Source organism: Pseudarthrobacter sp. PvP004 (genome assembly GCF_017876035.1).
Lineage (GTDB): Bacteria > Actinomycetota > Actinomycetes > Actinomycetales > Micrococcaceae > Arthrobacter > Arthrobacter aurescens_A.
In genome coordinates, this window is the sequence record NZ_JAGINL010000001.1 from 749,514 (window position 1) to 773,844 (window position 24,331).

A 24,331-nucleotide genomic window follows, 5' to 3' on the forward strand; every position below is an offset into this window, starting at 1 on the left:
AGCCGTTGCCGGCTGCATTACTCTATCTTCTCCCAAATTCCGCATTTGTCACTAGCTAGTACGTCTTTTTCTTCAAGGATTATTCCTGATTGACCTTCGGCTGCCCCGCCGTTGGCCTTCGTGCTGCCGTCAGAGGCCGACACCGACCATGTGCAGCCTTCCGGCGGGGTCTTCCGGAGGTGGAACTTTCCGGGAACCAGGCCGTCGCTCGTCACCGAAGACTCGCCGTCCCCGGCTCTTTCCCCCGACGCCCAGAGTTCGATGATTCGCCCCTGCGGTGCCCTGGGGCATAGCTCACTTGCGGCCCGCAGCATTTGACGGCTGCTTCGGCCGAAGAGCTCCGAAGCGGCTTCGTCGCTGACGCGTGTACAGAGTGCCAATGCGGTCAAATAGGCGTCGAGGCCCTCGGATGGTGTGACACCGGGCTCAGCTAGGGAGATGATCCGGGCTTCATCTTCGGTGGGCTCGAACGGAGCGGGTCCTTCATAGCTCGCAGTGCAGGAATCCATACGGACATATCCGGTGGAAGCCCAAACCTCCGCAAGGCTTGTGTACGTCACGTCCGGAACTGCCTCGTTAAGGCTTGAACAGAGGTACGAGAACCGGCCCGAATCATCAGGTGCGCCGGCGCCTTGTCCGCTGCCATTGCCCGGCTCTGTCGGTTCGGGAGCAGGCGTTGCCGATGATGAAGGAGTCGCCGATGCTGAAGGAGTTGCCGATACGGAGGGAACGGGCGTTGCCGTGGTGGAAGGTGTCGGTGGGCTGGAGCAACCGGCAATGAGCAGTAGCATCGCCGCAGCGGCCGGGTACAGGGTTCGCATGATGACCTCCACCTCCATGGTTGTCAGAACCCGCATGCCGGTCAATGAATTTGCCCGTGAATCGGGTATCGATACCGCTACAAAATGGTGATACAAACGTCGAAGGCCTTGCTCCGGAGACCAAGGCCTTCGACGTTTGGTGGTTGTCAGGCGAACATGGAGTTCAGGGTGTTGATAACAGTGGCTTCTACGCCCGTTGTTCCGCCCCGGAAGTGACCGATGTGTCCGTAAACGGTCATCGAGCCACCCGCGATCCCCGGATGGTCCGGGTCCCAGCCTCCCTCATAGCTGCCCCCGGAAGAATAAGGCGGCAGGAACTGCGCACTGGGTACGTAGTAGCACGACTCGTTTCCGTACCCGCCAACGATCACTCCGTTTGCGCCGCCGAACCTTGCCCGGAAGTATGCGGCGTAACCGCTTACCAACTCGCCACCGACGATTCCAATCCTCAGTTGCGGGCTGCCCCCGAACTTCCACACTTGGAAGGGACAAGCGACCGAGGTTTCGTAACTGCCGCTGTCAATTCGACCGATCATGACTTGGGCGTGGCGTCCGTACCAGGCGGGATTGCCGTCCAGGTTGGGGAGCCGTGACACGTAGGCGGCGCGGACAGCTGCCATGTTCCCGGCAGTGGGAGTGATGTCCAGGGGGATCTGGACCTCCTGGTAGCTGGTCTGGAGGGGGCTGCCGATGGACCTTCCGGGTGTCTGCATGGCAACGTCAACAGCAGCGCCGAGCTTAGTGGCGTACTCGTCCCTCAACTCCCAGCTGGGCACTCCCATGGGGTTCTGGTCTCCGGCTGCTCCTTGAAGGAACAAGGCGAAACATTCGGGGTTGGTGTTTTCGATGTAGTTACAGGCTCCGGCGGGAAAATCGCCGTCGAAAAGTGTGCGCATGCCGGCCGCGACCGGGTGGCATGCGTAGTTGAATATCACCGCTGCGGCGTTCCCGTTTGGCTTGCGCGCCACAATGACCGGCACGGTGTTCTCAAGGTAGGGAAGGCCCACCCTGTTGTACGCGATGCTGGCCGTTGTGACCTTGTAATCCAACGTGACAGCTGTCTGCGATGCGTTGAGCGCTTCGCTTGCAGCATCCACGAGGTCGTTCTCCAAGTGCTGGCTGTAGGTCTCCACCATGGACAAGTCCGACAACCCGTAGCACATGAACGGGTGGAGGGTGTCGACGACGGCCGGCCCATTGTGCGTGTGCGTGGACTGGATCAGAATGTCGCCGTTGGACCATCCCGCCAGCGCCAATATCCGCTCCCGGGCACGCTGGTGTATTGACCGGGGCAGGGCAAGAATGTCCACGCTCATGATCAGATTGGGTGAGCCATTTTCCCACAGCACGATGGCCCTGACCCACAGCGATTCGTAGGGTGCACTGCTTGTAGCCTCCCGGCCGCCGTCGAGGGTCCCGTACCCCGCCATATAGGGATTGACATCCAGGGGCGGCGAAATGCTGACCTTGGCCGTTGAAACGGTAAACGCCATGAAAGATCACTCCTTGATTGTGCGCATTGGTGACCTTCGCTTGCCCCCAAACAAAGCCCGTTTCCCGAATGCGCTGAACAGCCAATACGTGAGACCACCTTCATTAGATCACGCAATCCCGCGATTTAGACCTGTCTCCGGCCTAAACATTGTTTGTTTCCTTTACGTAATTTTGCCGAATACGAAAAGGGCCCGCACCCTCCTTTTCAGAGTGTGCAGGCCCTATTTTCGGGAGCCGGCGCCCGCTTGGTCTAACTTGCGGCGGGGGCGAGGATTCTTAGCCCGCCCCAGTCGGTGCCGATTCTGGTGGGTGTGCCCCAGCTTCGATTCTGTCCAACCGGGTAATAACGCAGATCGCCACCGGTCGTCCGCGCCAGGATCCCGCTTGAGCCGGCTCCAGCGAATCCACGGATGGCTCCGAAGCTGTTGATCACGTTCCAACCGACACCTACGGTGTCGGGCGCTTCCTGAATCAGTGTTCCGCTGCCGGTTGACCGGTAGAGCACCAAATCGCCGGCGGCATTCTTCGCCAGGAGATCCATGTTGGAGTCCTTGTCGAAGTCCATCTGGAGGATGGCCAATCCGGCCCAACCGACGCCAATCTGAACACGCGCGCCCAATCCCGTGCCGGACGGGTTACTGATGTGGAACAAGCGGCCTGAGGGGTCGTATCCAACGATGCTCGGCCGGGCGTCGGACTTCTTCCACGAACCGACAGTGAGCGTCCAGTCTTTCCAACCGGTACCGAGGCTGATGGGCGCCCCGTAGCCTCGGCCTTTGAATCCCGGATACATGCTGAGCCGCCCATCGGTCCACTGAGCCAGGATGTCCAAGGTGCCGTCGTTGTTCCAGTCGGCGAGGAAGCCGGCCTTCAGCCCGGTCCACTGCGTGCCGATAAGTTCAGCAGGCAACAAGGAGGTTGAACCTGACCCGGGGTAGCGATACATGTTGCCGTCTTGACGCGTGGCCACCACATCTTGAGCGTCCACGCCGAGCGTGGCCTCAACGTTGACCGGAGCGCCGCTGATCACGTTCGCATCATTCCATCCCACTCCGATGAGGAAGCGGTTGCCCCACGACCCGGACACTGCCGGGTAGTAGTACAGGTCACCGTTGGCGGTCCGGGCTTGGAGCCCCTGCGAACCAGCGCCATTGAACCCGGCCGATGAGCTCACCGACGTCATGGCGGACCAGCCGTTTCCGATTACCCGGCTCGGTTCGGAGAGGAACGATCCCACCCCGTTGGAGCGGTACAGACGCATGATGCCGTCATTTGTCCGGGAGACGATGTCCTGGTTGCCGTCCCCGTCGAAGTCCAGTTGGTTGAACTGGTGCCCTCCGAATCCGGTCCCGATCAGCACTCCTCCACCGAGGGCGCCTCCGGCCGCATTCACGTACCGGTACAGATTTCCTTTGCCGTCCTGGCCGATAACACCCGGATACGCGTCCCTGGAGTTCCACCACCCCGCGGTGAGCGACATCTCCTGCCACCCCGTTCCCACCAGAATGGGCGCAAGGAAACCGCCACCGGAAGCGCCCCGGAAAACCTGGAGCGAGCCGTCCTGCCACTGGGCGAGGATGTCCTGGACTCCGTCCTGGTTCCAGTCAACGACGTGGACGGACTGTGCAGTTCCCCAGCCGGAACCAATGCCTACCGGTCCTGTGATGCGGCCCTGTCCGTCTGCCGGGAAATTGTCCAGACGTCCGGAGGGCATGGCAGCGAGCACGTCCGCCCCGGACCGGATGGAGGGGCTGGAGGGGCGGGGGACTCCTCTAGCGAATGTCCGAAGCTGGTCATAAGTGCCGTTGAAAATATTCGAGTCGCCTTCAAAGGGGCCCGTGCTGCTGTACTGCCACATGGTGTAATTGCCCCAACTGAGAGGCATGGCCCCGGGCGAGTTGGTTGGGTTGTTCCAGTAGGACGCGATCCACAGCGGGTAGTTTCCGAAGGTGGAGTTCCCTACGCAGGTGTTCCACCAGTCGGTGGTGCTGTAGATCACCGGGAATCGACCCGTCAGTGCCTTGACAGTATTGCCGAAGTCGGCCGCCCATTGTCCGAGCTGCGCCTTGGACATGTCATAGCATGTGTTGCCGAAGTAGAACCCGTTGATGGTGCGTCCGGCGTAGGGGTTGTATTCGATGTCCAGGACGGGCGGGAGCGTGTAACCGTCGGCAGTCCATCCGCCACCGTTTGCCACGAAATACCTGGCCTGGTCCGCACCCGATGACCAGTTGGGGATAGCGAAGTGGTAGGCGCCCCGGACCATTCCTACGTCACGGGAGCCGTTGTACTGCTGTGTGTAGTTTTCATTGAGGTAGTAGTTGCCTTCGGACGCCTTGACGTAGGCCCATCGGGAACCTTGGTTCCATTGGGTTTGCCAGTTGACGTTGCCTTGGTGGGCGCTGACATCCTGACCCGCGATGCCGATAGTCGGGCGCCAGTGTCCCGGGTCAGCCGCCATGGGAACCACTGAATTCACTGCTCCGCCGATTGAACGGGCTCCCGACGGGGGCGAAACCGCACTCTGCTGCTTCGTCGCCATGACCCTTGGCGATCGCTGCCCCATTTCGGCGCCACCGGCCGGAATAGCGGCGCGCATGGCCGCTTTCATGGCGTCGGCGTTATTGGCGCTGCCAGGCATTGTCTGGGGTGTTGCGCGCTGCGCTTCGGGTTGTCCTGAGGCCGTGGAGGTTGGCAACGGCGCCTCTAATGGTGAAGGTTCGACGGCGGGCGGCGGCTCTTGCTGACCGGGAACCGGTTCGATGGTCGGCAAATCGCTGCCGGAGGGCGCCGAACCCGAGCCGTCTCCGGCTGGTCGCGGACCCTGTGACGGCGTCGGTTCCCGGGTCTCCGACTGCGGTGCCGGTTGCGGTCCGGACGTCTGCGCCCATGCAGGTGCTCCCAGGCTTGAACTTCCGATCAGGGCGATAGTAAGCGCCAGGCCTACACGTGCCAGTCGGATGCGGCGGACCGGGTCCATCGAAGTAGTTTTCATTTTCACATCCGGCCCTGTGCCGCGGCTTAGCGGCGCATGGTGTGGCTTGTGGACAAGCTCCGGGGCGGGCGCTTGCGCATGAGACCTTAGGCCAGCTCCTAACGGGCTTTACCCTAACATTCCGAAACTGGAGTGACTAGTGGGATTCAGGGTGCTGGCGTGACTGATGATGGGAAGTTATCCACATAGCGTTCGGAGTGACTTGAGGGTCCGAATTCGCTCGCCTAGCGTGAATGACTCGAGATACGCCTCTCGTTTACAGGCTCGTGATCAGGGGAGAGTTGTGGATGCTGTAAAAATCGTCGAGGGAGAAGTCCGGGAACTCATTCGGCGCCGCGGGCTGGATCCGCTGGAACAAGCCGGGGATGTCCGGCTTTTGGTAGAGGCGGCGGTCAACGATTACGACGAACGGGCACTTCTGGGTCCCCTTCCCTCTCTCGGACACCTCGAGACCGCGCGACAACACATCTTTGATGCCGTCGCAGGATTTGGGCCACTGCAGCCGCTCCTGGATGATCCCGGAATCGAAGAGATATGGATCAATGCGCCGCACGAGATCTACGTGGCGCGCAACGGGGAATCCGAGCTGACGGCCATAAGTCTCAGCGAGCAGCAGGTACGCGATCTGGTTGAAAGAATGCTCAAGAGCTCGGGACGCCGGGTGGATCTCTCATCCCCTTTCGTGGATGCTGCCCTTCCGGACGGATCCAGGTTGCACGTAGCAATTCCTGACATCACCCGCAAGCACTGGGCTGTCAACATCAGGAAATTCATCGCGAAGGCAAGCCGCCTTGAGCACCTCGTCGAGCTTGGAAGCCTGACGCCCCAGGCTGCCAGGTTCCTCGGTGCGGCGGTAGCCAGCGGGCTCAACATTCTGGTGTCCGGAGCCACCCAAGCGGGAAAGACCACAATGTTGAATTGCTTGGCCGCCAGCATCGGTTCCCGTGAACGGGTCATCACGGTGGAGGAGATCTTTGAACTGAAGCTTCCGCTGCGCGACGTGGTGGGATTGCAGTGCCGTCAACCGAATCTCGAGGGTGAAGGCGACATTCCTTTGCGAAGGCTTGTCAAGGAAGCGCTTCGAATGCGTCCCGATCGCTTGATAGTGGGAGAAGTTCGCGAAGCGGAAAGCCTCGACATGCTCATTGCGCTGAACTCCGGGTTACCCGGGATGTGTACCGTGCACGCCAACTCTGCCCACGACGCCGTCACCAAGATCTGCACCCTCCCGCTCTTGGCAGGGGCCAATATATCGAGTGCTTTCGTAGTACCCACAGTGGCGTCGTGCATCGACCTCGTGGTGCACTGCGGTCGCCATTCAACCGGGCGCAGGCAGGTGACCGAGATCCTGTCGCTGGGACGCAGGGTGGAAAACGGGATCATTGAATCCTCGGGTGTCTTCGGCATGGTTGCAGGGCAGTTGCATCCCAGGGTCAACTCCATGCCGGCACCGGAAAAGTTTGCCCGCGCAGGCTTCGATGTGGCTGCCCTCTTGGAGTTGAACTGATGGCGGCACTGCTCGGGATCGTGTGTGGCTTAGGGGTGTTTCTCATGTGGTGGTCCACATGGATCCAACCACCGGCTGAGCCCAAAAGAAAAAAGCCCCGACGCTTGGACCTTCTCCTGATGGCAGCAGGGATTGAGAAAGTCACCGGCACCGGACTCCTTGCCACGTGCGCCGGACTTGGACTGTTCGCACTGCTGGTTTTCTATGTTCTGACAGGATCGCCGCCGGTGGCCCTGTGTTTCGCAATCTTCGGTTCATGGATTCCCTTTGCAATTGTGCGCTGGCGGGCACGGAAGCGTAGGAACTCACTACGGCAGCTGTGGCCGGACATCGTGGACCACTTGCGTTCAGCTATTCGTGCAGGCCTTGCACTGCCAGAGGCGCTGATCCAGCTGGGACACAATGGCCCGGAAGAATTAAGGGAGTTGTTCTTGGACTTCGGGGCCGACTATAGAGCCGCCGGCAATTTTGAGGCTGCAGCGGACAAACTCAAGGAACGCCTGGCTGATCCGGTGGCCGACCGAATCATTGAGGCCCTGCGAATGACTCGTGAAGTGGGTGGCTCCGACCTCGGACGAATGCTGGGGACCCTGTCAGGGTTCCTGCGCGACAGCGCAAGGACGCGCAGTGAGCTTGAGGCCCGGCAGTCCTGGACCGTCAATGCTGCCCGGCTCGCTGTAGCTGCGCCTTGGATAGTTTTGGTGGTCATGGCTAGCAGGCCTGAAGCCATGCTGGCATTCAACTCAGGCATGGGCGCCTTGGTTTTGCTCGGAGGCCTGTTGATTTCAGTTTTCTGCTACTCCGTGATGCTCCGCGTCGGCGCCTTGCCGGAGGATGAGCGGGTTCTTCGATGACCACATCAACAGCCTTCGCCTTGCTGTGCGGCCTGCTTCTAGGAGCCGGGTGCTGGTTGATCGTGGTGCGCCTCCCGTTCATGCGGGGAACCAGATTCGCTGATCGGATCGAACCTCAACTGAAGTCGCAGAATCTTGAATCGCGCCTGCTCCGCACGCCAACACACAATCTCACTCCGTTTGGGCCCTTCGAACGAATTCTTCGCCCCATCATCCGCGACGCCCTTACTTCCATGTCCCGCTTCAACGTAGGCAACACGGCCTTGGCGAAGAAGCTTGACCGTGCGGGTTCGAAAAAATCAACGTTGGATTTCCGGGCCGAACAGCTTCTGTGGGCCGGGGCCGCTTTCGTGCTCTCTATCGTCGTGGTGGTCGCCGGGGCAAGCGCCGGCCGGTTCAGTCCGGCCGTCTCATGTAGCTCAGTGATCGCCAGCGCGCTGGGCGGCTACCTGCTTCGGGACTATGCGTTGGGTCTGCGGATAAAGAGGAGGGAGTCACGGATGTTGTCCGAGTTTCCCAGCCTCGCGGAGTTGATGGCGCTCGCGGTCGCAGCAGGTGAGAGTGCCATGGGCGCCATGGACAGGGTGAGCCGCAGCTCGAATGGCGAGCTCTCCGCGGAGTTTGCCACGATCTTGGCGGATACCAGGTCCGGGAAGCCGCTGACGGAAGCGCTTCAGGCATTCTCATCGAGGTCGGAACTTCCGCCCTTGGTCAGGTTCATCGACGGCCTGATGGTTGCTGTTGAACGCGGGACACCGTTGGCAGACGTCCTCCGGGCGCAAGCAGCGGACGTCCGTGACGCCGCAAAGCGGGACCTCATGGAGTCAGCAGGCCGAAAAGAAATTGCCATGATGGTCCCGCTTGTCTTCGGCGTGCTCCCGCTGACCGTAATCTTCGCTGCTTTTCCTGCCATTGCGGCTTTGGAGATGAGCCTATAGAGCGCCACCCATGATCCGCCCCAGCTATCCACTCAACTAACCACGCTAAGTCAGCAACGTCTCGAAATACACTGAGGAAGACCATGAAACGAAGTGCAAGCAAACTGTCCGTTATCTCAATCCTGCTCCTCTGCTCATGGTGGTTGTTCGTGGCGATTGCCCACAGGACGACACACCCCAGGGAAGACCACGAGCGCGGTGACGTACCTGGGTGGGTGATGATCACACTGATGTCCGCGATCCTCGTGGCAGGACTTCTTGCCATCGCGACACCGGCATTGGGCGACCTTTTCAATCAAGCGATGAGCAAGGTGGGCAAGTAGGACGCGGGATGGACTACGACGGCGTCGTCGATGACTCTTCTCACTCAGTGCCCACGAATGCCGCACATGAGCGCGGGTCTGCTGCGGTGGACTTCGTCTTGGTTGGTGCCCTGCTGACCTTGTTTTTTATCTCGATAGTTCAACTCACGCTGGTGCTGCACGTTCGGAACACACTCGTCGATGCCGCCGCTTCCGGAGCGCGATACGGGGCCTTGTCGGATCGCACGTCTATGGATGCCCGTGCCAGGACCGCGGAGTTGATTGGCGCTGCGTTGAACGGTGATTTTGCCCGCGATGTCACTTCAACGGAAGTCACCATTGAGGGGGTCCGAACCTTGGAAGTGACAGTAAAGGCCCCTCTGCCGGTTTTTGGTCTGATCGGCCCCGGTAAATTGTTGGAGGTGACGGGACATGCTGATCTCCCAAGGTGACGCGCGAATGCCACCACTCGCCGCGGTGAAAAATGTGTTAAAAAGCAGGCTGCGCGATGCCCTGTGCTTGCCAGCGGGATGGGCTGGGAAGGTAGGGGATTGCCTTCCACCCCACGAAGCACAAAAGGGCAGCGCCGTGGTGGAATTTACCTTCCTGGCTTTGCTCCTCATGGTCCCGGTGGTCTATTTCGTAGTGACCGTTGGCCAGATTCAGGGCGGGTCGTTTGCCGTGGTGGGCGCTGCCGATCAAGCAGCTAAAGTCTTTGTGACCCAACGGGACCCGGTCATTGCAAGGACAGCAGCGGAGCGCAGCGTGCTTGTCGCTCTCAAGGATCACGGTTATTCGCCGGAGCAGGCCAGCATCGCCATCGAATGTGATCGCGGGAGTTGCTTGTCAGCAGGCGCAACGGTGACTGTCACTGTGCGCTTGGATGTTCCCTTACCCTTGATGCCCTTCGGGGACTCCCTGCGGTTGAACGCAAGCCGACTCAGTGCGTCGGCATCGCAGGTTGTAGGGCGTTACCAATGACAGTAGTTTCATCGAGAAGGCGGGAAGAAGGCCAGATAACGGTTCTCATCGTCGGGTTCGTGCTGTTAATACTCCTCCTGGCTTCGGTGGTCATGGCAGCGTCAGCTGTCTACCTGGAGCACAAGAAGTTGCTGTCTTTGGCTGACGGAGCGGCGCTCGCGGCCGCGGACTCCTACACGGTGGCGCATATCAGCGGAAGCTACGTTCCTTCCACATCGCTGGTGGATGCGACAGCGATCGCCTCAGCCGGCTCCTACCTTGATGCAAGTAACGCCTTTTCCCGGCATGACCACCTGGCTGTTGGAGCGGGTACGGGCAGCGAGCCGGGCGGTACGGCGGTAGTAGTACTAACCGCAGTGGCGCATCCGCCCGTGATCAGCTTTCTACTGCCGGAGGGGATTCTCATTGAAGCGAGGTCAACGGCCCGATCCCGGCTGACTCAGTAATAGGCGGACCCGGTCATGAGAGGTCCCGGTCATGAGATGTCGCGCGGGCACGGGCACAGAGTGGGGGAGCCACCGGGGAGTGCAACGGATAGCGTACGCTGGGATGATCATGGCTGAAATTGATTTTCCCGCGGAAATCCGCGCACTTCGAGCAACGTACAGCTCAATCGAGAACGTCACCGATGTTGATGCACTCAAGACTGAGATCGCTGAACTGAGCGAGCAGGCCGGGGCTCCGGACCTCTGGGATGATCCTGCTTCTGCCCAGGTGATCACTTCAAGGTTGTCGCACCGGCAGTCCGAAGTTGAGCGCCTTTCCAAGCTCGCATCCCGGATTGACGACCTCGAAGTTCTGGTTGAACTGGGCCAGGATGAGGGCGATGAGGACTCGATGGCGGAAGCGGCCAAAGAACTTTCGTCCATTCGCAAGGCGCTTGCGGAGCTGGAGATAACAACGCTGTTGTCGGGCGAGTACGACGAACGCGAAGCCGTAGTTACCATCAGGGCAGGAGCCGGTGGCGTGGACGCTGCCGATTTCGCGGAGATGCTGATGAGGATGTATTTGCGTTGGGCTGAACGCCATGGCTACCCGACCACGGTGATGGACACGTCCTATGCCGAGGAAGCCGGCCTGAAATCCGCCACCTTCGAAGTCAAGGCACCCTACGCCTTCGGCACGTTGAGTGTTGAAGCCGGAACGCACCGGCTGGTCCGCATCAGTCCTTTCGATAACCAGGGGCGCCGTCAGACATCCTTCGCCGCGGTGGAGGTCATCCCTTTGATCGAGCAGACGGACTCCATTGAGATCCCGGACAACGAAATCCGCGTTGACGTCTTCCGTTCCTCGGGTCCGGGCGGCCAGTCCGTCAACACCACAGACTCCGCTGTGAGGCTGACGCACATCCCTACGGGCATTGTGGTTTCGATGCAGAATGAGAAATCGCAGCTTCAGAACCGTGCAGCCGCCATGCGTGTGCTCCAGTCCCGGTTGCTTCTGGTGAAGAAGGAACAGCAAGACGCGGAAAAGAAGGCGTTGGCCGGAGACGTTAAGGCGTCCTGGGGTGACCAGATGCGTTCCTACGTCCTCAATCCATACCAAATGGTCAAGGACCTGCGGACGGAACACGAAGTGGGCAACACTTCGGCAGTGCTTGACGGGGATATCGATGACTTCATCGACGCCGGCATTCGCTGGCGTACCGGCAACCGCAACGCAGCGGCCAACTAGCACCCGGGCATTGTGGCCCGGGTCACGTGAGAGTTCGGATTCCGCGACACGCCCCTGAAAGCCGCGGAATAGCGGCTGGCCCGTGCGTATAGTCGAGTGGCCGGTGCTCTCACTTCCCCCATCGAAAGCCCGCGCTCCGGCTGTTGGACTGGGCGACTATGTCATGTCCGGCGGGGTTCTAAGGGCCATGATCAGATTTGAGAATGTCACCAAGGTCTATGAGCAGAATGCCCGACCGGCGCTCGATTCTGTGAGCCTTGAGATCAACCGCGGCGAGTTCACCTTCTTGGTGGGCGCTTCAGGGTCAGGCAAGTCCACGTTCCTGCGGTTGATCCTTAAAGAGGACAAAGCCTCGTCCGGGTCCGTGTACGTCGCCGGCCAGAACGTTGCGAACATTTCGAGCTGGCGCGTCCCTAAGCTGCGGCGCGGAATTGGCGTTGTCTTCCAGGACTTCCGGTTGCTCCCGCAGAAGAACGTCTTCGCTAACGTTGCTTTCGCTATGCAGGTGATCGGCAAGAGTCGCTCGATTATCCGGGAGACAGTGCCTGAGGTTCTGAAGACGGTCGGCCTGGAGGGCAAGGAACGTCGCATGCCCCATGAACTTTCCGGTGGCGAGCAGCAGCGCGTGGCGATCGCCCGCGCCGTCGTAAACCGCCCCGGCATTCTGCTGGCGGACGAACCGACTGGAAACCTGGACCCCATCACCTCGATGGGAATCATGGGAGTCCTGGACAAAATCAATCAGAACGGCACCACGGTAGTCATGGCAACCCACGACGACGACATTGTCAATGAAATGCGCCGCCGCGTGGTGGAACTCAAGAACGGCAAGGTCATTCGCGACGAAGCCAAGGCGCTGTACACATCGATGATCCCCGTGGTTGGCGAATCGCGCCGGCTGAGGGATGCCAGCGGCGAGGAACTCAACCGTGCGCAGGGGGCACAGCTGTGAGGCTTTTGTTTATCCTGGGGGAGATCGGCAGCGGCCTGCGCCGGAACCTCTCCATGGTGATCTCCGTGGTCCTGGTGACCTTTGTTTCGCTGACGTTCGTGGGTGCGGCAGGAATGCTGCAGATGCAGATCAACCAGATGAAGGGCTACTGGTACGACAAAGTCCAGGTAGCGGTCTTCCTCTGCAATGACGGTTCGACGGCGGTGGGCTGCGCTTCGGGGTCGGCCACCAAGGAACAGCAGGCGAACCTTCAGGCCATGCTCGAGTCCCCGGCAATCAAGCCGTACATCAACGATTTCCAGTTCGAGTCGCAAGCTGAGGCGTACACCCACTTCAAAGAGCAGTTCTCCAACTCACCGATAGTGGATTCGGTATCTGAAGACCAGTTGCCGGCCTCCTTCCGGATCAACATGAAGAACCCCGAAAAGTACGAAATCATCAGCGAAACGTTTTCCTCTCAACCGGGTGTTGAGACAGTCAGTGACCAACGGCAGGTGCTCGAACGCATCTTTTCCTGGATGAACGGGGCATCGGTTGCTGCCATGGGCGTGGCGGCGGTGATGATTTTCTGCGCGGTCTTGTTGATCACCACCACCATCCGGCTGTCGGCGTTCAGCCGACGGCGGGAGACAGGGATCATGCGACTCGTGGGCGCGTCAAAGACGGTCATCCAATTGCCGTTCATCCTGGAAGGTGTCATTGCTGCCGTAGTAGGAGCACTGCTGGCTTCCATCACGCTCTGGCTCATGGCGCACTTCTGGCTCAACGGCGACCTGTCGAGGCAGTTCCTCAATACCCCGTTCATCTCCTCCACCCAGGTCCTGGTGATCGCGCCGGTGCTCATTGCGCTTGGCGCGGGCTTGGCCGGCATATCTTCCCTTTTGACGCTCCGGCGTTACCTGAAGGTCTAGCCGTGAACGCCCTGACTCAACAATCAACAATGCTGACAAGCGAAAAGGACTCCTGATGACCACGTTGGACCCGAACCCCCTGCGCCGACGCCTTGCGTCGGGTCATGCTCGGTTTGTGGGAGCGGTTCTTGCTGTGGGCCTGGCTGTCAGCCTCCTGTCCGGCGCTCCAACTGCTCAGGCGGACAGCCTCGAGGACCAGCAGGCTGCGTTGGAAGCTGAAGCGGCCCGTGTCCAGGCTTCACTCGAATTTGTTGACTCAAACATCGCAAAGGCTGCCGGTGACCTGGTGATCTACCAGGGTCGCCTTCCCGGCGCACAGCAGGCCCTGCTTGAGGCACAGGGCCGGGTGGCGAGTGCGGTCAAGGAAGTCGAGGCACTTGCTGCCAGGGTTGAGCTTGCCCAGCAGAACAAGGCCAAGATTACAGAGCAGTTGGAGAGTGATAAGCAGAAGATCACTGACACCAAGAAGTTGATCGGGCAGATTGCCTCCCAGGCGTACAAATCCGGAGGCGTCCCCACAAATATCGCGCTTTTATTCGGGTCCAGCGAATCCGGCAGCCTGACCGAGTCCATGGATTTGGCTGACCAAGCCATGCGCAGCCAAAACGCGGCGATGACCAAACTCACCCAGCAGAACGCCACCAACGTGAACTCCCAGGCGAGGCTCGTTGCCGTCGAGGAAGAAATCCAAGACCTGAAGGCCAAGGCGGACGCTGCACTTGACCGGGAAAAGTCGGCAAGGGACGAGGCAGCGAGCAAGAAGGCCGAAGTAGACAAGTTGATCGAGGACACCACCCGCCTCAACGGACAACTTCAGGCAGCCAAACCGGGCATCGAAGCCAATCTCGCCCGCGTGAAGGCCGAACAAAATACGGTGGCCGCCGAGATCGTGGAGCGTGACCGGAAGCTGAGGGAAGCATGGGAAGCGGAACAGCGCCGGATCGCTGAAGAGGCTGCGGCCGCGGCTGCTGCTGCAGCAGCAGCGCAAGGTAGGCCTGCACCTCCGGAACCGCCATATTCCCCTCCGCCGGCTGGTTCGCCGTCGGCGTTCGGCCTTCGGCACCCCTTCGCAAGTGCTGTCCCCATCACCTCCGGATTTGGCTGGCGTGCAACGCCACCAGGCACCATTGATTTCTATGGCACCGGTGGTTACATGCACACCGGCATCGACTTCGGTGCGGCATGTGGCACGCCCGTCTACGCAGCGGCGGCGGGCGAGGTCTTCAACTCGGGCTGGAACTCGGCCGACGGCGGCGGATGGCGGGTAAAACTGTCCCATGGTGTGGTGCAAGGCAACTCGCTGACCACCATCTATTACCACAACAGCAGCATTGTCGTAGCCAACGGCCAGCAAGTATCGGCGGGGCAACTCATCGCATACTCGGGCAGCACGGGTAACTCGACAGGTTGCCACGCGCACTTCGAAACCTGGCTCAACAGTGCAGCAGTGGACCCCATGACCCTCCTCTAGCGTGTCGATAGCGCGCAGAGGCTATGCCGCGCTGGCGTACACTAGTTGAAATCCGCATCTAACCAAGGAGTTCTACCGTGCCCAAGGAAAGTGGCCGTAAGGTAGTGGCCACCAATCGGAAGGCCCGGCACAACTACCATGTCCTGGACACCTATGAGGCAGGCATTGCCCTCATGGGAACAGAGGTGAAGTCCCTCCGTGAAGGTCATGCCTCCATGGTTGATGGCTTCTGTACCTTCTACAACGACGAACTCTGGATGGAGGGCATCCACATCCCTGAATATCATCAGGGGAGCTGGACCAACCATGCCGCGCGGCGCCGTCGTAAACTCCTGCTGCACCGCGATGAACTGGACAAGATCTCGCAGAAAATTCGCGAGTCCGGATTCACCGTGGTGCCTCTCCAGCTCTACTTCCTGGATGGCCGGGCCAAGGTGGAAATCGCCATCGCCCGCGGTAAGAAGGATTACGACAAGCGCCAGACACTCCGTGAGCAGCAGGACAAGCGTGAGTCCCTGCGCGAGTTGCGGGAACGTAACCGACGCTAGGCAGCGCGTGTCCGGGAATGATCCGCCGGATGAATGCGTTATGATGAGTAGTCCGACAGGAGTTTAAGAACTCTTGCCGGGTTTGGTAACAAAATACGGGGATGATCGGTTTCGACGATGTTAGTCGCGACAGGTGAAGCGGGCCGAGGATGCAGAATTATCTCGTAAACGCTGTCTGCAAACCAATAAGTGCCGAATCTAAGCGCACTGACTTCGCTCTCGCTGCCTAAGCAGTAAGACAGTCCGTCAGCCCGGGGTTGCTATCGCCCCGGTTCCTGGCGTCATTTAGATAGCCACTGCTGTTTGCCTTCGTCATTGAGGTAAACGGGACTCTTAGATGACTGGGCCCGGATCAGCCACCTGTTCGCAGGATGGCTGGGGCCGAGAAAATCCGACGCGAACTGCGCCCGGAGAAGCCCTGACAAAACGACATCGGACGGGGGTTCAATTCCCCCCATCTCCACCCCGGAAAGCCCTCGGATCCTCGTGATCCGGGGGTTTTCTTTTGCCGAATGCACCGTGCGTTCACCTACGGCGTAGCGTGTTCAGGACTACCGGCACCTGCTTGGCAGTTGTACTTGTTGGGCGCTTTGCCGAAGGATCGCGGTTAAGCGTGGCTGGATATTGGCAGGAGGCACGTGATGAGCACAAATCCGGCATTCGAAGAGCAATCCGCAGACGACCATGAAGCCTTGGATGCGTACTCCCGGATCGTCATACGCGTTGCTGAATCAGTGACGCCCCACGTTGCCGCGATCGAGATGACAAGTACTGACCGCCGTGGCCGGGTCCGTGGGGGAAGCGGCTCCGCGGTGGTCTTCACCGCCGACGGATATATGCTGACCAACGCGCATGTAGTGGCGGGCATCCAGTCCGGCCGGGCTGTATTCGCTGATGGCAAGCACACTGATGTGGAGCTGGTGGGAGCAGATCCACTCTCCGACCTCGCAGTGGTCCGTGGCCTGAAGTCCACCCCGCCGCCGGCATTGCTGGGCAATGCCGACACGTTGCGGGTAGGCCAATTGGTGATTGCCGTGGGGAATCCGCTGGGCCTGGCCGGTTCGGTGACCGCTGGCGTAGTGAGCGGATTGGGGCGGTCCATTCCCGTGAGGGCGGGGGAGCACAGGCGTGTGATCGAGGATGTCATCCAAACCGACGCCGCCCTGAATCCGGGAAACTCCGGGGGTGCATTGGCCGACACAAGGGGACGCATCGTGGGCATCAACACCGCCGTTGCCGGCCTCGGGCTGGGACTGGCAGTACCAATCAACACCACGACACAACGGATCATCGCGTCGCTGCTGAGGGACGGCCGCGTTCGCCGCGCATACCTTGGCCTGGTCAGCACTCCGATACCCCTCGACGCGAGTGCGGTGGTTCGGACCGGCCAGAAGGAGGGTCTGCGGGTGGTGGAGGTCATTCCGGGCTCGCCTGCGGAGTTGTCCGGACTTCAACCGGGGGACGTGGTGTTGCGTGCGCAGGACCGTGCGGTTTCCAGCGCTGAAAGCCTGCAGAAGTTGCTTTTTGCCGACGCTATCGGCGAGCCTTTCCCCTTGACGGTGCTCCGCGAAGGCAAGGCCCTGAAGATCACAGCCGTGCCATCCGAAATGAGTCAGCCGGCCTAGGTGTTTGCCGGCTGAGGCTCCCTGTCTAGCCTTGGTCCTCACGAACGTCCACCACGCCGATGAAACGGCTTCCGACGCCCTCGTATTCGCTGCGTACGTCGCCGAGGAAGAGTTCGGGAAGTTCGTTGTTTCGGTGGGTGCCGCAGAAGACGAAGGAGAAGTCCGGCCACCATTTCTTGGGGCGAACGGCTTCGGAGTAGCCGCACACAGCGCATGTCAGATGGACCCAGACGGGTCGCTTGCCGGTGCGGTTGGCCCGGGACTGTACCAGCCACGCCGGGGGGTTGTCCTGCATCTCCCTGAGCTCGGCCTCTGACAGGCGGGACGGAATGCCGTGGCGTTGGGCCATTTCCATCGAAATATCAAGGGCCAAGGCGGCATCACGTCTGCTAATCACCATTCAACGATACGGGACTTCCCCGGCGTAGGCTGTGCACATGACTGACGCAGCGGCCCTCCTGCCGAGAACTCCGCTCCAAAAGCGCGTACTTGTGGTGGCGATTGTGGCTTCGTTCATCGCGATCCTTGATGGATTTGTGGTGAATCTCGCACTTCCGGCGATCGGGCGTGAACTGGGTGGCGGCCTGGTCATTCAGCAATGGGTGGTGGACGCGTACTTGCTCACCTTGGGGGCGTTGATCCTGGTGGCCGGCTCATTATCCGACCATTTCGGCAGGGCAAGGATTCTTGAATGGGGCCTCGCCGGTTTCGCGCTGACCTCGGTCATGTGCGGGCTGGCATGGACCGGAGAAGTGCTGGTGGTTTCGCGGGCGCTCCAAGGGATCGCTGGCGCCCTCCTGGTTCCGAGTTCGCTTGCCATGATCATCTCGTCGTTCTCAGGCCCGGCGCAGTCGAAGGCCATTGGGCAATGGTCCGGCTGGACAAGCGCTGCGGCCATTGTGGGTCCGCTCATCGGTGGTGTGGCCGTGGATCTTCTGTCCTGGCGGGTCATCTTCTTCATCAACGTCATACCCGCGGTTGCCATTTGGCCCATGCTTGCCGGTCTCCGGGCGTCCGATGCCGCGAGGGACAAGAGCAAGAGCATCGACTACCTGGGGGCTTTCCTGGCCATGGTGGGCCTGGGAGGACCGGTGTATGCCTTCATCGAACAGGGGAGGATGGGATGGAGCAGTGCCCAGGTATGGGCTCCGCTTCTGGTGGGTGTAGTTGCCATGGTTCTGTTCCTGGTTCACGAGTCCAGGACTGCTGAACCCATGTTGCCGCTGAGACTTTTCAGTATCCGCAACTTTGCCTGGGGTAATCTCGCCACGCTGGCCATCTATGCCGCCATTTCCCTGGGCTTCTTCGTGTTGGGCATCTATCTGCAGCAGGTGGGCGGCATGGGCGCCACGGTGGCGGGTATGGCGCTGCTTCCCGGCACAGTCATCCTGATGCTGGGTGCATCGTACTTTGGCGGCCTCGCTGGCAAGTACGGGCCAAGATGGTTCATGACGATCGGCCCCTTATTGTGCGGGGCGGGGTTCCTGATGTCGCTGTCTGTTCAGGACCCGCTCAACTACTGGACGCAGGTGCTCCCGGGTCAGATTGTCTTTGGTCTTGGCCTCGCGACGTTGGTGGCGCCCCTGACGGCCGCCATCCTGGGGGCTGTCCCTTCGGAGGAAGCCGGGATTGGCTCGGCCGTGAACAACGCCGTGGCCCGTATTGCGGGCCTGATCTCCATCGCCTTTGCCGGGGTGATTGTGGGGCCGGCTTTCACCAGGGACGGACTCTACAACGCCTTGCTGGTGACAGCAGGCCTGTTCCTGATCGGGGCGGTGGCGTCCGCCGTCGGAATCCGGAACCCGGTACAGGAAGTCGCGACAACCACTCTCAGCGAACCTGATACAGCCTCCGACGACGGCGGTGCGGCCGGGCAGCGCGGCTGACCTCTGAGGCGCCCCGGCTTAACGGGCCGGAAGAACGCACCCTTCGTGCGTCTCGGAGCTCTGGACCCAGAGGGCCGAGGTGACTTCGTCCGCGAGGTCGAACTCGCGGCCTTTTGCGCCGCTGCCGATGCGCACTACCAAGGCTCCGCCGAAAGGTTTACGGCCCACGACTTCGACCGGTGCGTCCAGGGATATCTCCTCCGAGGCAAGGTAGCGCAGGAGGTCCGGATTTTCGTCGCTGATTCGTGTGATGCGGCCCGAGTGGCCCTGGTCCAGTTCGATCATCCGGTAGGCGTGCGGCAACTCGACTGAACCATCGGCCGACGGAATAGGGTCGCCGTGCGGGTCCCGGACAGGATGGCCAAGCTTGGCAGACATACGCTCTATGAACGTATCGGACACCGCATGTTCCAACATTTCGGCTTCGTCATGGACTTCGTCCCAGCTGTAGCCGAGTTCCTCCACCAGGTACGTCTCAATGAGCCGGTGCCGGCGAACCATGGAGAGGGCGAGCCGCATACCTTGAGGGGTCAGCCTGATGGCGCTATAGGGTTGGTGATCCACCAAGCCCTGGTCCTTGAGCTTGCGTACCATCTCGGACACCGAGGAATTGGCCACCCCCAAGCGCTGGGCGAGCTGGGAGGACGTAATTGGTTTGTCCTGCCACTCCGTGTAGGAGTAGATGACCTTGACGTAGTCCTCAATCGAGGAGGAGGGCGTACTGGTCTTCACACCCTAAGCCTACCGTGGCGTCGTGCCCTGAATTTTGAATGCCCGCCAGGTTTGCGTCATGTAGGGCAACCCGATGGTTTCACCCGGGGAATGACCGAGGTGGTCGTGGAGGTACCACTCCAGGTTGTGCATGACCTTCGCCCGGGTGGCATCGTTGGCGCGGAGATAGTAGCTGCGGGACTTGGTCAATTCCATGATGTCCTCCGGCGTCAGGGAATCCTCCCACCTGGTCAGGTGGGATTCCAGGCCTTCGAACTCCGGACCGACGACTGGCCGGAAACCGGGCTTGTGGACATCGCCTGCATGCATGATGCGTGAAAGGCGGTGAACCCAGGGAACCGAAGTGTCCAATTGATTCCAGATCAACCCCAGGACCCCGTGGGGCTGCAGGATCCGGGCGATCTCCGTGCTCGCTGCGAGGGGCTCGCACCAGTGCCAGGCCTGGGCAACGCTGACGACGTCGAATGCTGAGTCCGTCAGTCCGGTTGCCTCTGCCGTTCCCTCCAACGCGTTGACGTGGGGGTAGCTCTTTCGCAATTGCTCCAGCATGTCCGTGGAAGGATCGACGGCGGTGACCGCCAGTCCGCGTTCGATGAGGAGTGCCGTGAACTTGCCTGTGCCCGCACCGAGGTCGGCCGCGGACCGCGCCCCGGGAGGAACGAGCCAATCCAGAGAGTCCTGTGGGTAGCCAGGACGCACGCGGTCATAGTGTTCTCCGCCGTCCTGGAAGCTCTGGCCGAGTTCGCGCCGACGGGCAGCGTGGAGCTTGGGACCTCGCGGTCCAGCGGGTCCGGGAATGCCGGCCGCACCGTTTGCGGGGCCCGGGGTACGCAGGGACACGCAGAACTCCTTCACAGGGTGGCCAAAAGGTACCCTACGAATTTACCGCAGCGGCCGGGACGCCCGGTTCACTGTGTTCTTAGTCGACCGTGCAGGGAGCTGCGCCCGCAGTGCCCGGAGTGTTTGGCGCCCACTCGGGGTAGCTGCGGTGGTCATTGGCGGGAACCCAGCGGCCCTCGTCCACCACGTAGTCCCAGCCCAGTCCGTCGCGCTTGAGCCCTTGGATGCCTGCTAGCAGCCTGGTGGCGTCCTCCAACCGGGAGCCGACGCCGAAGCTGGCGCGCAAAGAGCCTGAGGGAAGCCCGAGGCGCTTGAGGAGCGGGTGGGCGCAAAAGCGGCCATCTCGCAGGCCCACGCCGTGCTCCGCTGCCAGGTAAGCGGCCACCAATCCGGCGTCGAATCCTTCGACGGAGAAATTGACCACACCGATGGTGTCCAAGGAGTCAGTGAAGATCTTGTGGACTGTCACGCCGTCGATGGCCTCCAGGCCTTCCACCAAGTACGAGCGGATGGCAGCCTCGTGGGCGTGCCACGCGTCCTGGTCCAGGCCTGCGAGCACCTGGGTGGCGCGAGCGAGCGTTGCGGCTCCCAGCACGTTGGGGGAGCCGCCCTCGTGCCGTGCGGGGCCGGCCGCCCAGTTGACGGAGTCCAAACGGGCTTCACGGACCGCGCCGCCACCGGCCAGATGCGGAGTGCCGGCGTCGAGCCAGTCGGGACGGCCCACCACGACGCCGGCGCCGAAGGGAGCGTAGAGCTTGTGTCCGGAGAAGACAATGTAGTCGACGTCTGCTTCGGTGATATTGATCCGGCGGTGCGGAGCGAGCTGGGCGGCATCCACCACGATCCGCGCACCGTATTCGTGGGCCAGGGAAGCAAGTTCTGCGATGGGAAGAATTTCGCCGGTGACGTTGGAGGCTCCGGTCACCGCAAGCAGGCTGACACCGCCCTGGGCCAACTCTCCGCGGAGTTTGTCCAGTGTGGCGGACAGGGTGGGGGCCGCTACGACGCTGCGGTGCGGTACACCCTGCCATGGAAGCAGGTTGGCGTGGTGCTCGATATCCAGGTACAGGACCTCGCCTGCGGGCTTGCCGTCGATCTGCGGAAGGCACCCGGCCAGCAGGTTCAAGGAGTCCGTGGTGTTCCGGGTGAAGATGACAGAATCATCCGGCCGCCCACCGACGAAGTCACGGACGATGTTCCTGGAGTTCTCGTACACCGACGTGCTGATTTGGGAGGCGTAGCCTGCGCCGCGGTGGACACTCGCGTAGTAGGGAAGGACTTCGTTGAGGTACGCCGAGACGATGGTCAACGCCGGAGCCGATGCCCCGTAGTCGAGGTTTGCGTAGCGAACATGTCCGCCCTGAATCAGGGGCGCCTGCAACTCGGCGCCGGTAACAGCCGCCAGCGGCCGTGCAGCAGGGGCTGTTTCTGCTGTGGTTTCTGCGGCGAAGGACGGAATGATGTTTGAGTCGAACGTGACAGTGCTCATGGGACCTCACTCAAGAGGGACCCCCGGAGGGGATCCGCGCTTGCCGCATCCGTTCCGGACCGGCCGGGTCGTCACCCGGGGCACCCCACCGCGAATGGAGGGTTGCCGGCCAGCAAACCGGGGTTTAGCGCTGGCACTCGTGACCTGTAAAAAGGCTAGAGCACGTCCGGGGGCCCATCCAAAGCCGCTGCCGATTGTTAAGCCTTTTGTTACGCGGAAGGCAAAATGCCTGCTTCGTCGAATAAAAAACGGCGGAGACCCCCAAAAGGGGGCTGCCGCCGTCGAAAATTCCGTCGCCTACTGGTTAGACAAGGCGATGAAAAGTTTAGAGAAGGTCGTCCAGGCCGGGGTTGAGCCGCTTGAGGACCTCGGAGTGAAGGATCGAGTTGGTAGCCAGTGCATTGCCGCCGAAAGGACCGTCTTCGCCTTCCAGGGACGTGAAACGGCCGCCGGCCTCAGTGACGATGGGGACGAGTGCTGCCATGTCATAAAGGTTCAGCTCAGGCTCGCAGGCGATGTCCACTGCGCCCTCGGCCACGAGACAGTACGACCAGAAGTCACCATAGGCACGCGTGCGCCAGACGTCTTCGGTGAGGTCCAGGAACTCGTCAAGGTTGCCCCTTTCCTTCCAGCCCGAAAGGCTTGAGTAGGACATGGAGGCGTCTGCCAGGCTGGAGACGTTGGAAACTTTGAGGCGAGTGGCCGAGGCGAGGGACCGCCCCATGTAGGCACCCATGTCCTTGGCAGCCCACCAGCGTTTGCCCAACGCGGGGGCGCTCACGACGCCCACGACGGGTTCGCCTTCGTCCACGAGGGCGATCAACGTTGCCCACACCGGAACACCCCGGACGAAGTTCTTGGTTCCGTCGATGGGGTCGATGATCCAGCGGCGCGAGCCGTGGCCGCTGCTGCCGAACTCCTCGCCCAGGACCGCATCACGTGGGCGCGAGCGGGACAGCTGACCGCGGATTGCTTCCTCAGCGGCCTTGTCAGCGTCAGTGACAGGCGTGAGGTCGGGCTTGGTTTCGATCTTGAGGTCCAGCGCTTTGAAGCGATCCATGGTCTGGGCATCGACTGAGTCAGCGAGGACATGGGCAAGGCGCAGGTCATCGTTGTACGTGGAAACGGGATGGGTCATGCCACCAAACTATCCTGAATCGTTCGCCTCATTGGGGACGTGAAGCCGGTAACGATCAGTTGACGGTGCCCAGTTCCTTGGTCTCTTTCGCTTCGAGTCGTGGGTCTGCACCCAGCAAGCGGCGCAGGGAGGCCAGCCGCGCCACTCCTGATGGGCCTGCATGGCCATCGTTCACCCATGCATCAAGCCCGCAATTGGTGGCGGTGGCACCGTGCTTGCAGCCGCGGTCGCAGGTTTCCGTGCCGGGCTCAAGGTCCGGGAAGGAATGGAGGATCCGGTCCGGGTCCACATGCGCCAAGCCGAAGGAGCGTATGCCGGGAGTATCGATGATCCAGCTGCCGGACGGTGCATCGTCCAGCTTCAGCGCCAAAGCCGAGGATGACGTGTGCCGGCCACGGCCCGTCACCGCGTTGACGCCGCCAGTCGCGCGCTCTGCCCCCGTCAGTGCATTGACCATGGTGGATTTGCCTACACCTGAGTGGCCGAGCATGACGGTGACTTTGCCACCCAGATGTGAGCGGAGCTGGGAGACGGCGTCCTTGTCCAGCCGGGCTGAGAGTCCATCATCCGAGCGGGCATCGATGCCGCCGGCCTCGGAGTCAGCCGTACGGCTGATGATCACGGGAAAGTCCAAGCTCAGGTAATTGGCAAGGAGCTCCGCCGGATCCTTGACGTCCGCCTTGGTGATAAGCAGCAACGGCTCGATGCCGGCGTCGTATGCTGCAACCAAAGCACGGTCAATAAATCCGGTACGTGGTTCCGGGTTGGCCGCCGCAACAACCACAACGAGCTGATCGGCATTGGCTACAACCACTCGTTCGATGGGGTCCGTATCATCAGCGCTGCGGCGAAGGAGCGTCTTCCGCTCTTCCACCCGCACCAGGCGCGCCAGAGTGTCGGGGGACCCGGAGACGTCACCCACCAAAGCGACGAAGTCGCCAGGGACAACGGGATTGCGCCGCAGTTCACGGGCGCGGGCTGCAATCACGATGCGCTCATGTGCGGAATCTTCGCCCACAATAGCCCTGTAGCGCCCGCGGTCCACGGTGATGATCCTGCCTATCACGGCGTCGTCGTGGCTGGGGCGATCCTTGGTGCGGGGCCTGGATCCTTTTTTGCTGGGACGGATCCGGACGTCGGATTCGTCCCAGGAACGTGCGTCACGGCCCATGA

23 protein-coding genes, 1 other RNA gene and 1 riboswitch are annotated in these 24,331 nt (G+C 61.2%); of the genes, 15 read left to right on the plus strand and 9 right to left on the minus strand.

Annotated elements, in window-relative coordinates; all coding sequences use genetic code 11:
* Positions 1 to 17 precede the first annotated feature (17 nt).
* The 3 genes from J3A64_RS03375 to J3A64_RS03385 all read right to left on the minus strand — a co-directional run bounded on the left by J3A64_RS03375 (position 18) and on the right by J3A64_RS03385 (position 5,310).
* Positions 18 to 857 (minus strand): hypothetical protein, encoded by an 840-nt coding sequence (locus J3A64_RS03375; protein WP_286176152.1) that lies wholly within the window; start codon positions 855 to 857, stop codon positions 18 to 20.
* A 110-nt stretch (positions 858 to 967) separates the two neighbouring features.
* Positions 968 to 2,314 (minus strand): hypothetical protein, encoded by a 1,347-nt coding sequence (locus tag J3A64_RS03380; protein WP_011775324.1) that lies wholly within the window; start codon positions 2,312 to 2,314, stop codon positions 968 to 970.
* A gap of 251 nt (positions 2,315 to 2,565) precedes the next feature.
* Positions 2,566 to 5,310 carry a GH25 family lysozyme gene (locus J3A64_RS03385; RefSeq protein ID WP_286176153.1) on the minus strand — a complete coding sequence of 915 codons (2,745 nt, stop codon included), beginning with the start codon at positions 5,308 to 5,310 and terminating at the stop codon, positions 2,566 to 2,568.
* A 283-nt stretch (positions 5,311 to 5,593) separates the two neighbouring features.
* Here J3A64_RS03385 and J3A64_RS03390 point away from each other — a divergent pair, with 283 nt between their 5' ends.
* The 14 genes from J3A64_RS03390 to J3A64_RS03455 all read left to right on the plus strand — a co-directional run bounded on the left by J3A64_RS03390 (position 5,594) and on the right by J3A64_RS03455 (position 17,073).
* Complete coding sequence (locus J3A64_RS03390; protein ID WP_043470439.1) at positions 5,594 to 6,817, plus strand: CpaF family protein; 1,224 nt, start codon at positions 5,594 to 5,596, stop codon at positions 6,815 to 6,817.
* Positions 6,817 to 7,671 (plus strand): type II secretion system F family protein, encoded by an 855-nt coding sequence (locus tag J3A64_RS03395; protein ID WP_210063633.1) that lies wholly within the window; start codon positions 6,817 to 6,819, stop codon positions 7,669 to 7,671. The genes J3A64_RS03390 and J3A64_RS03395 overlap by 1 nt, the downstream gene beginning before the upstream one ends.
* Positions 7,668 to 8,609, plus strand: coding sequence for a type II secretion system F family protein (locus J3A64_RS03400; RefSeq protein WP_210063634.1), 942 nt, complete (start codon positions 7,668 to 7,670; stop codon positions 8,607 to 8,609). The genes J3A64_RS03395 and J3A64_RS03400 overlap by 4 nt, the downstream gene beginning before the upstream one ends.
* Before the next feature lie 83 nt (positions 8,610 to 8,692).
* Positions 8,693 to 8,932 carry a hypothetical protein gene (locus J3A64_RS03405; RefSeq protein ID WP_011775319.1) on the plus strand — a complete coding sequence of 80 codons (240 nt, stop codon included), beginning with the start codon at positions 8,693 to 8,695 and terminating at the stop codon, positions 8,930 to 8,932.
* 8 nt (positions 8,933 to 8,940) lie between these two features.
* Positions 8,941 to 9,363 (plus strand): TadE family protein, encoded by a 423-nt coding sequence (locus J3A64_RS03410; protein ID WP_011775318.1) that lies wholly within the window; start codon positions 8,941 to 8,943, stop codon positions 9,361 to 9,363.
* Entirely contained in the window at positions 9,344 to 9,892 is a 549-nt protein-coding gene (locus tag J3A64_RS03415; RefSeq protein ID WP_210063635.1) for a hypothetical protein, read from the plus strand. Before J3A64_RS03410 ends, J3A64_RS03415 begins: the two co-directional genes overlap by 20 nt.
* A complete protein-coding gene (locus tag J3A64_RS03420) occupies positions 9,889 to 10,338 on the plus strand; it encodes a pilus assembly protein TadG-related protein (protein WP_210063636.1) in 450 nt (149 codons plus the stop codon). Before J3A64_RS03415 ends, J3A64_RS03420 begins: the two co-directional genes overlap by 4 nt.
* A 109-nt stretch (positions 10,339 to 10,447) precedes the next feature.
* On the plus strand, positions 10,448 to 11,566 hold the full coding sequence (gene prfB, locus J3A64_RS03425; RefSeq protein WP_043471348.1) for a peptide chain release factor 2: 1,119 nt from the start codon (positions 10,448 to 10,450) through the stop codon (positions 11,564 to 11,566).
* 187 nt (positions 11,567 to 11,753) lie between these two features.
* The gene (gene ftsE, locus J3A64_RS03430) at positions 11,754 to 12,518 is read left to right on the plus strand and encodes a cell division ATP-binding protein FtsE (RefSeq protein WP_017198501.1); all 765 of its coding nucleotides are present in this window, start codon (positions 11,754 to 11,756) and stop codon (positions 12,516 to 12,518) included.
* Positions 12,515 to 13,429, plus strand: coding sequence for a permease-like cell division protein FtsX (ftsX, locus tag J3A64_RS03435; RefSeq protein ID WP_014922213.1), 915 nt, complete (start codon positions 12,515 to 12,517; stop codon positions 13,427 to 13,429). The genes ftsE and ftsX overlap by 4 nt, the downstream gene beginning before the upstream one ends.
* A gap of 55 nt (positions 13,430 to 13,484) precedes the next feature.
* Positions 13,485 to 14,900 carry a M23 family metallopeptidase gene (locus J3A64_RS03440; RefSeq protein WP_014922212.1) on the plus strand — a complete coding sequence of 472 codons (1,416 nt, stop codon included), beginning with the start codon at positions 13,485 to 13,487 and terminating at the stop codon, positions 14,898 to 14,900.
* Between the two features lie 77 nt (positions 14,901 to 14,977).
* Positions 14,978 to 15,448 carry an SsrA-binding protein SmpB gene (gene smpB, locus J3A64_RS03445; RefSeq protein WP_017198498.1) on the plus strand — a complete coding sequence of 157 codons (471 nt, stop codon included), beginning with the start codon at positions 14,978 to 14,980 and terminating at the stop codon, positions 15,446 to 15,448.
* Positions 15,449 to 15,545: 97 nt separating this feature from the next.
* Positions 15,546 to 15,914, plus strand: a transfer-messenger RNA (tmRNA) gene (ssrA, locus tag J3A64_RS03450).
* A gap of 175 nt (positions 15,915 to 16,089) precedes the next feature.
* Positions 16,090 to 17,073, plus strand: a complete 984-nt coding sequence (locus tag J3A64_RS03455) for a S1C family serine protease (RefSeq protein WP_187329887.1) — start codon at positions 16,090 to 16,092, stop codon at positions 17,071 to 17,073.
* 25 nt (positions 17,074 to 17,098) lie between these two features.
* Here J3A64_RS03455 and J3A64_RS03460 read toward each other — a convergent pair whose 3' ends face one another.
* Positions 17,099 to 17,428, minus strand: a complete 330-nt coding sequence (locus J3A64_RS03460; RefSeq protein WP_014922210.1) for a hypothetical protein — start codon at positions 17,426 to 17,428, stop codon at positions 17,099 to 17,101.
* Between the two features lie 76 nt (positions 17,429 to 17,504).
* Between J3A64_RS03460 and J3A64_RS03465 the strand changes: the two genes are divergently transcribed.
* On the plus strand, positions 17,505 to 18,959 hold the full coding sequence (locus J3A64_RS03465) for an MFS transporter (RefSeq protein ID WP_210063637.1): 1,455 nt from the start codon (positions 17,505 to 17,507) through the stop codon (positions 18,957 to 18,959).
* Positions 18,960 to 18,977: 18 nt separating this feature from the next.
* Here the strand turns inward: J3A64_RS03465 and J3A64_RS03470 are convergent, their stop codons facing one another.
* The 5 genes from J3A64_RS03470 to J3A64_RS03490 all read right to left on the minus strand — a co-directional run bounded on the left by J3A64_RS03470 (position 18,978) and on the right by J3A64_RS03490 (position 24,329).
* Entirely contained in the window at positions 18,978 to 19,691 is a 714-nt protein-coding gene (locus tag J3A64_RS03470) for a metal-dependent transcriptional regulator (RefSeq protein ID WP_011775307.1), read from the minus strand.
* 9 nt (positions 19,692 to 19,700) lie between these two features.
* Positions 19,701 to 20,525 carry a class I SAM-dependent methyltransferase gene (locus J3A64_RS03475; RefSeq protein ID WP_286140381.1) on the minus strand — a complete coding sequence of 275 codons (825 nt, stop codon included), beginning with the start codon at positions 20,523 to 20,525 and terminating at the stop codon, positions 19,701 to 19,703.
* Positions 20,526 to 20,610: 85 nt separating this feature from the next.
* On the minus strand, positions 20,611 to 22,020 hold the full coding sequence (locus tag J3A64_RS03480; RefSeq protein ID WP_014922207.1) for an aminotransferase class V-fold PLP-dependent enzyme: 1,410 nt from the start codon (positions 22,018 to 22,020) through the stop codon (positions 20,611 to 20,613).
* Positions 22,021 to 22,051: 31 nt separating this feature from the next.
* Positions 22,052 to 22,165: riboswitch (SAM riboswitch) on the minus strand.
* Positions 22,166 to 22,345: 180 nt separating this feature from the next.
* Positions 22,346 to 23,158: a histidinol-phosphatase gene (gene hisN, locus J3A64_RS03485; protein WP_011775305.1), complete on the minus strand. Its 813-nt coding sequence runs from the start codon at positions 23,156 to 23,158 to the stop codon at positions 22,346 to 22,348.
* A 55-nt stretch (positions 23,159 to 23,213) separates the two neighbouring features.
* The gene (locus J3A64_RS03490; protein WP_011775304.1) at positions 23,214 to 24,329 is read right to left on the minus strand and encodes a ribosome small subunit-dependent GTPase A; all 1,116 of its coding nucleotides are present in this window, start codon (positions 24,327 to 24,329) and stop codon (positions 23,214 to 23,216) included.
* Positions 24,330 to 24,331: the final 2 nt, after the last annotated feature.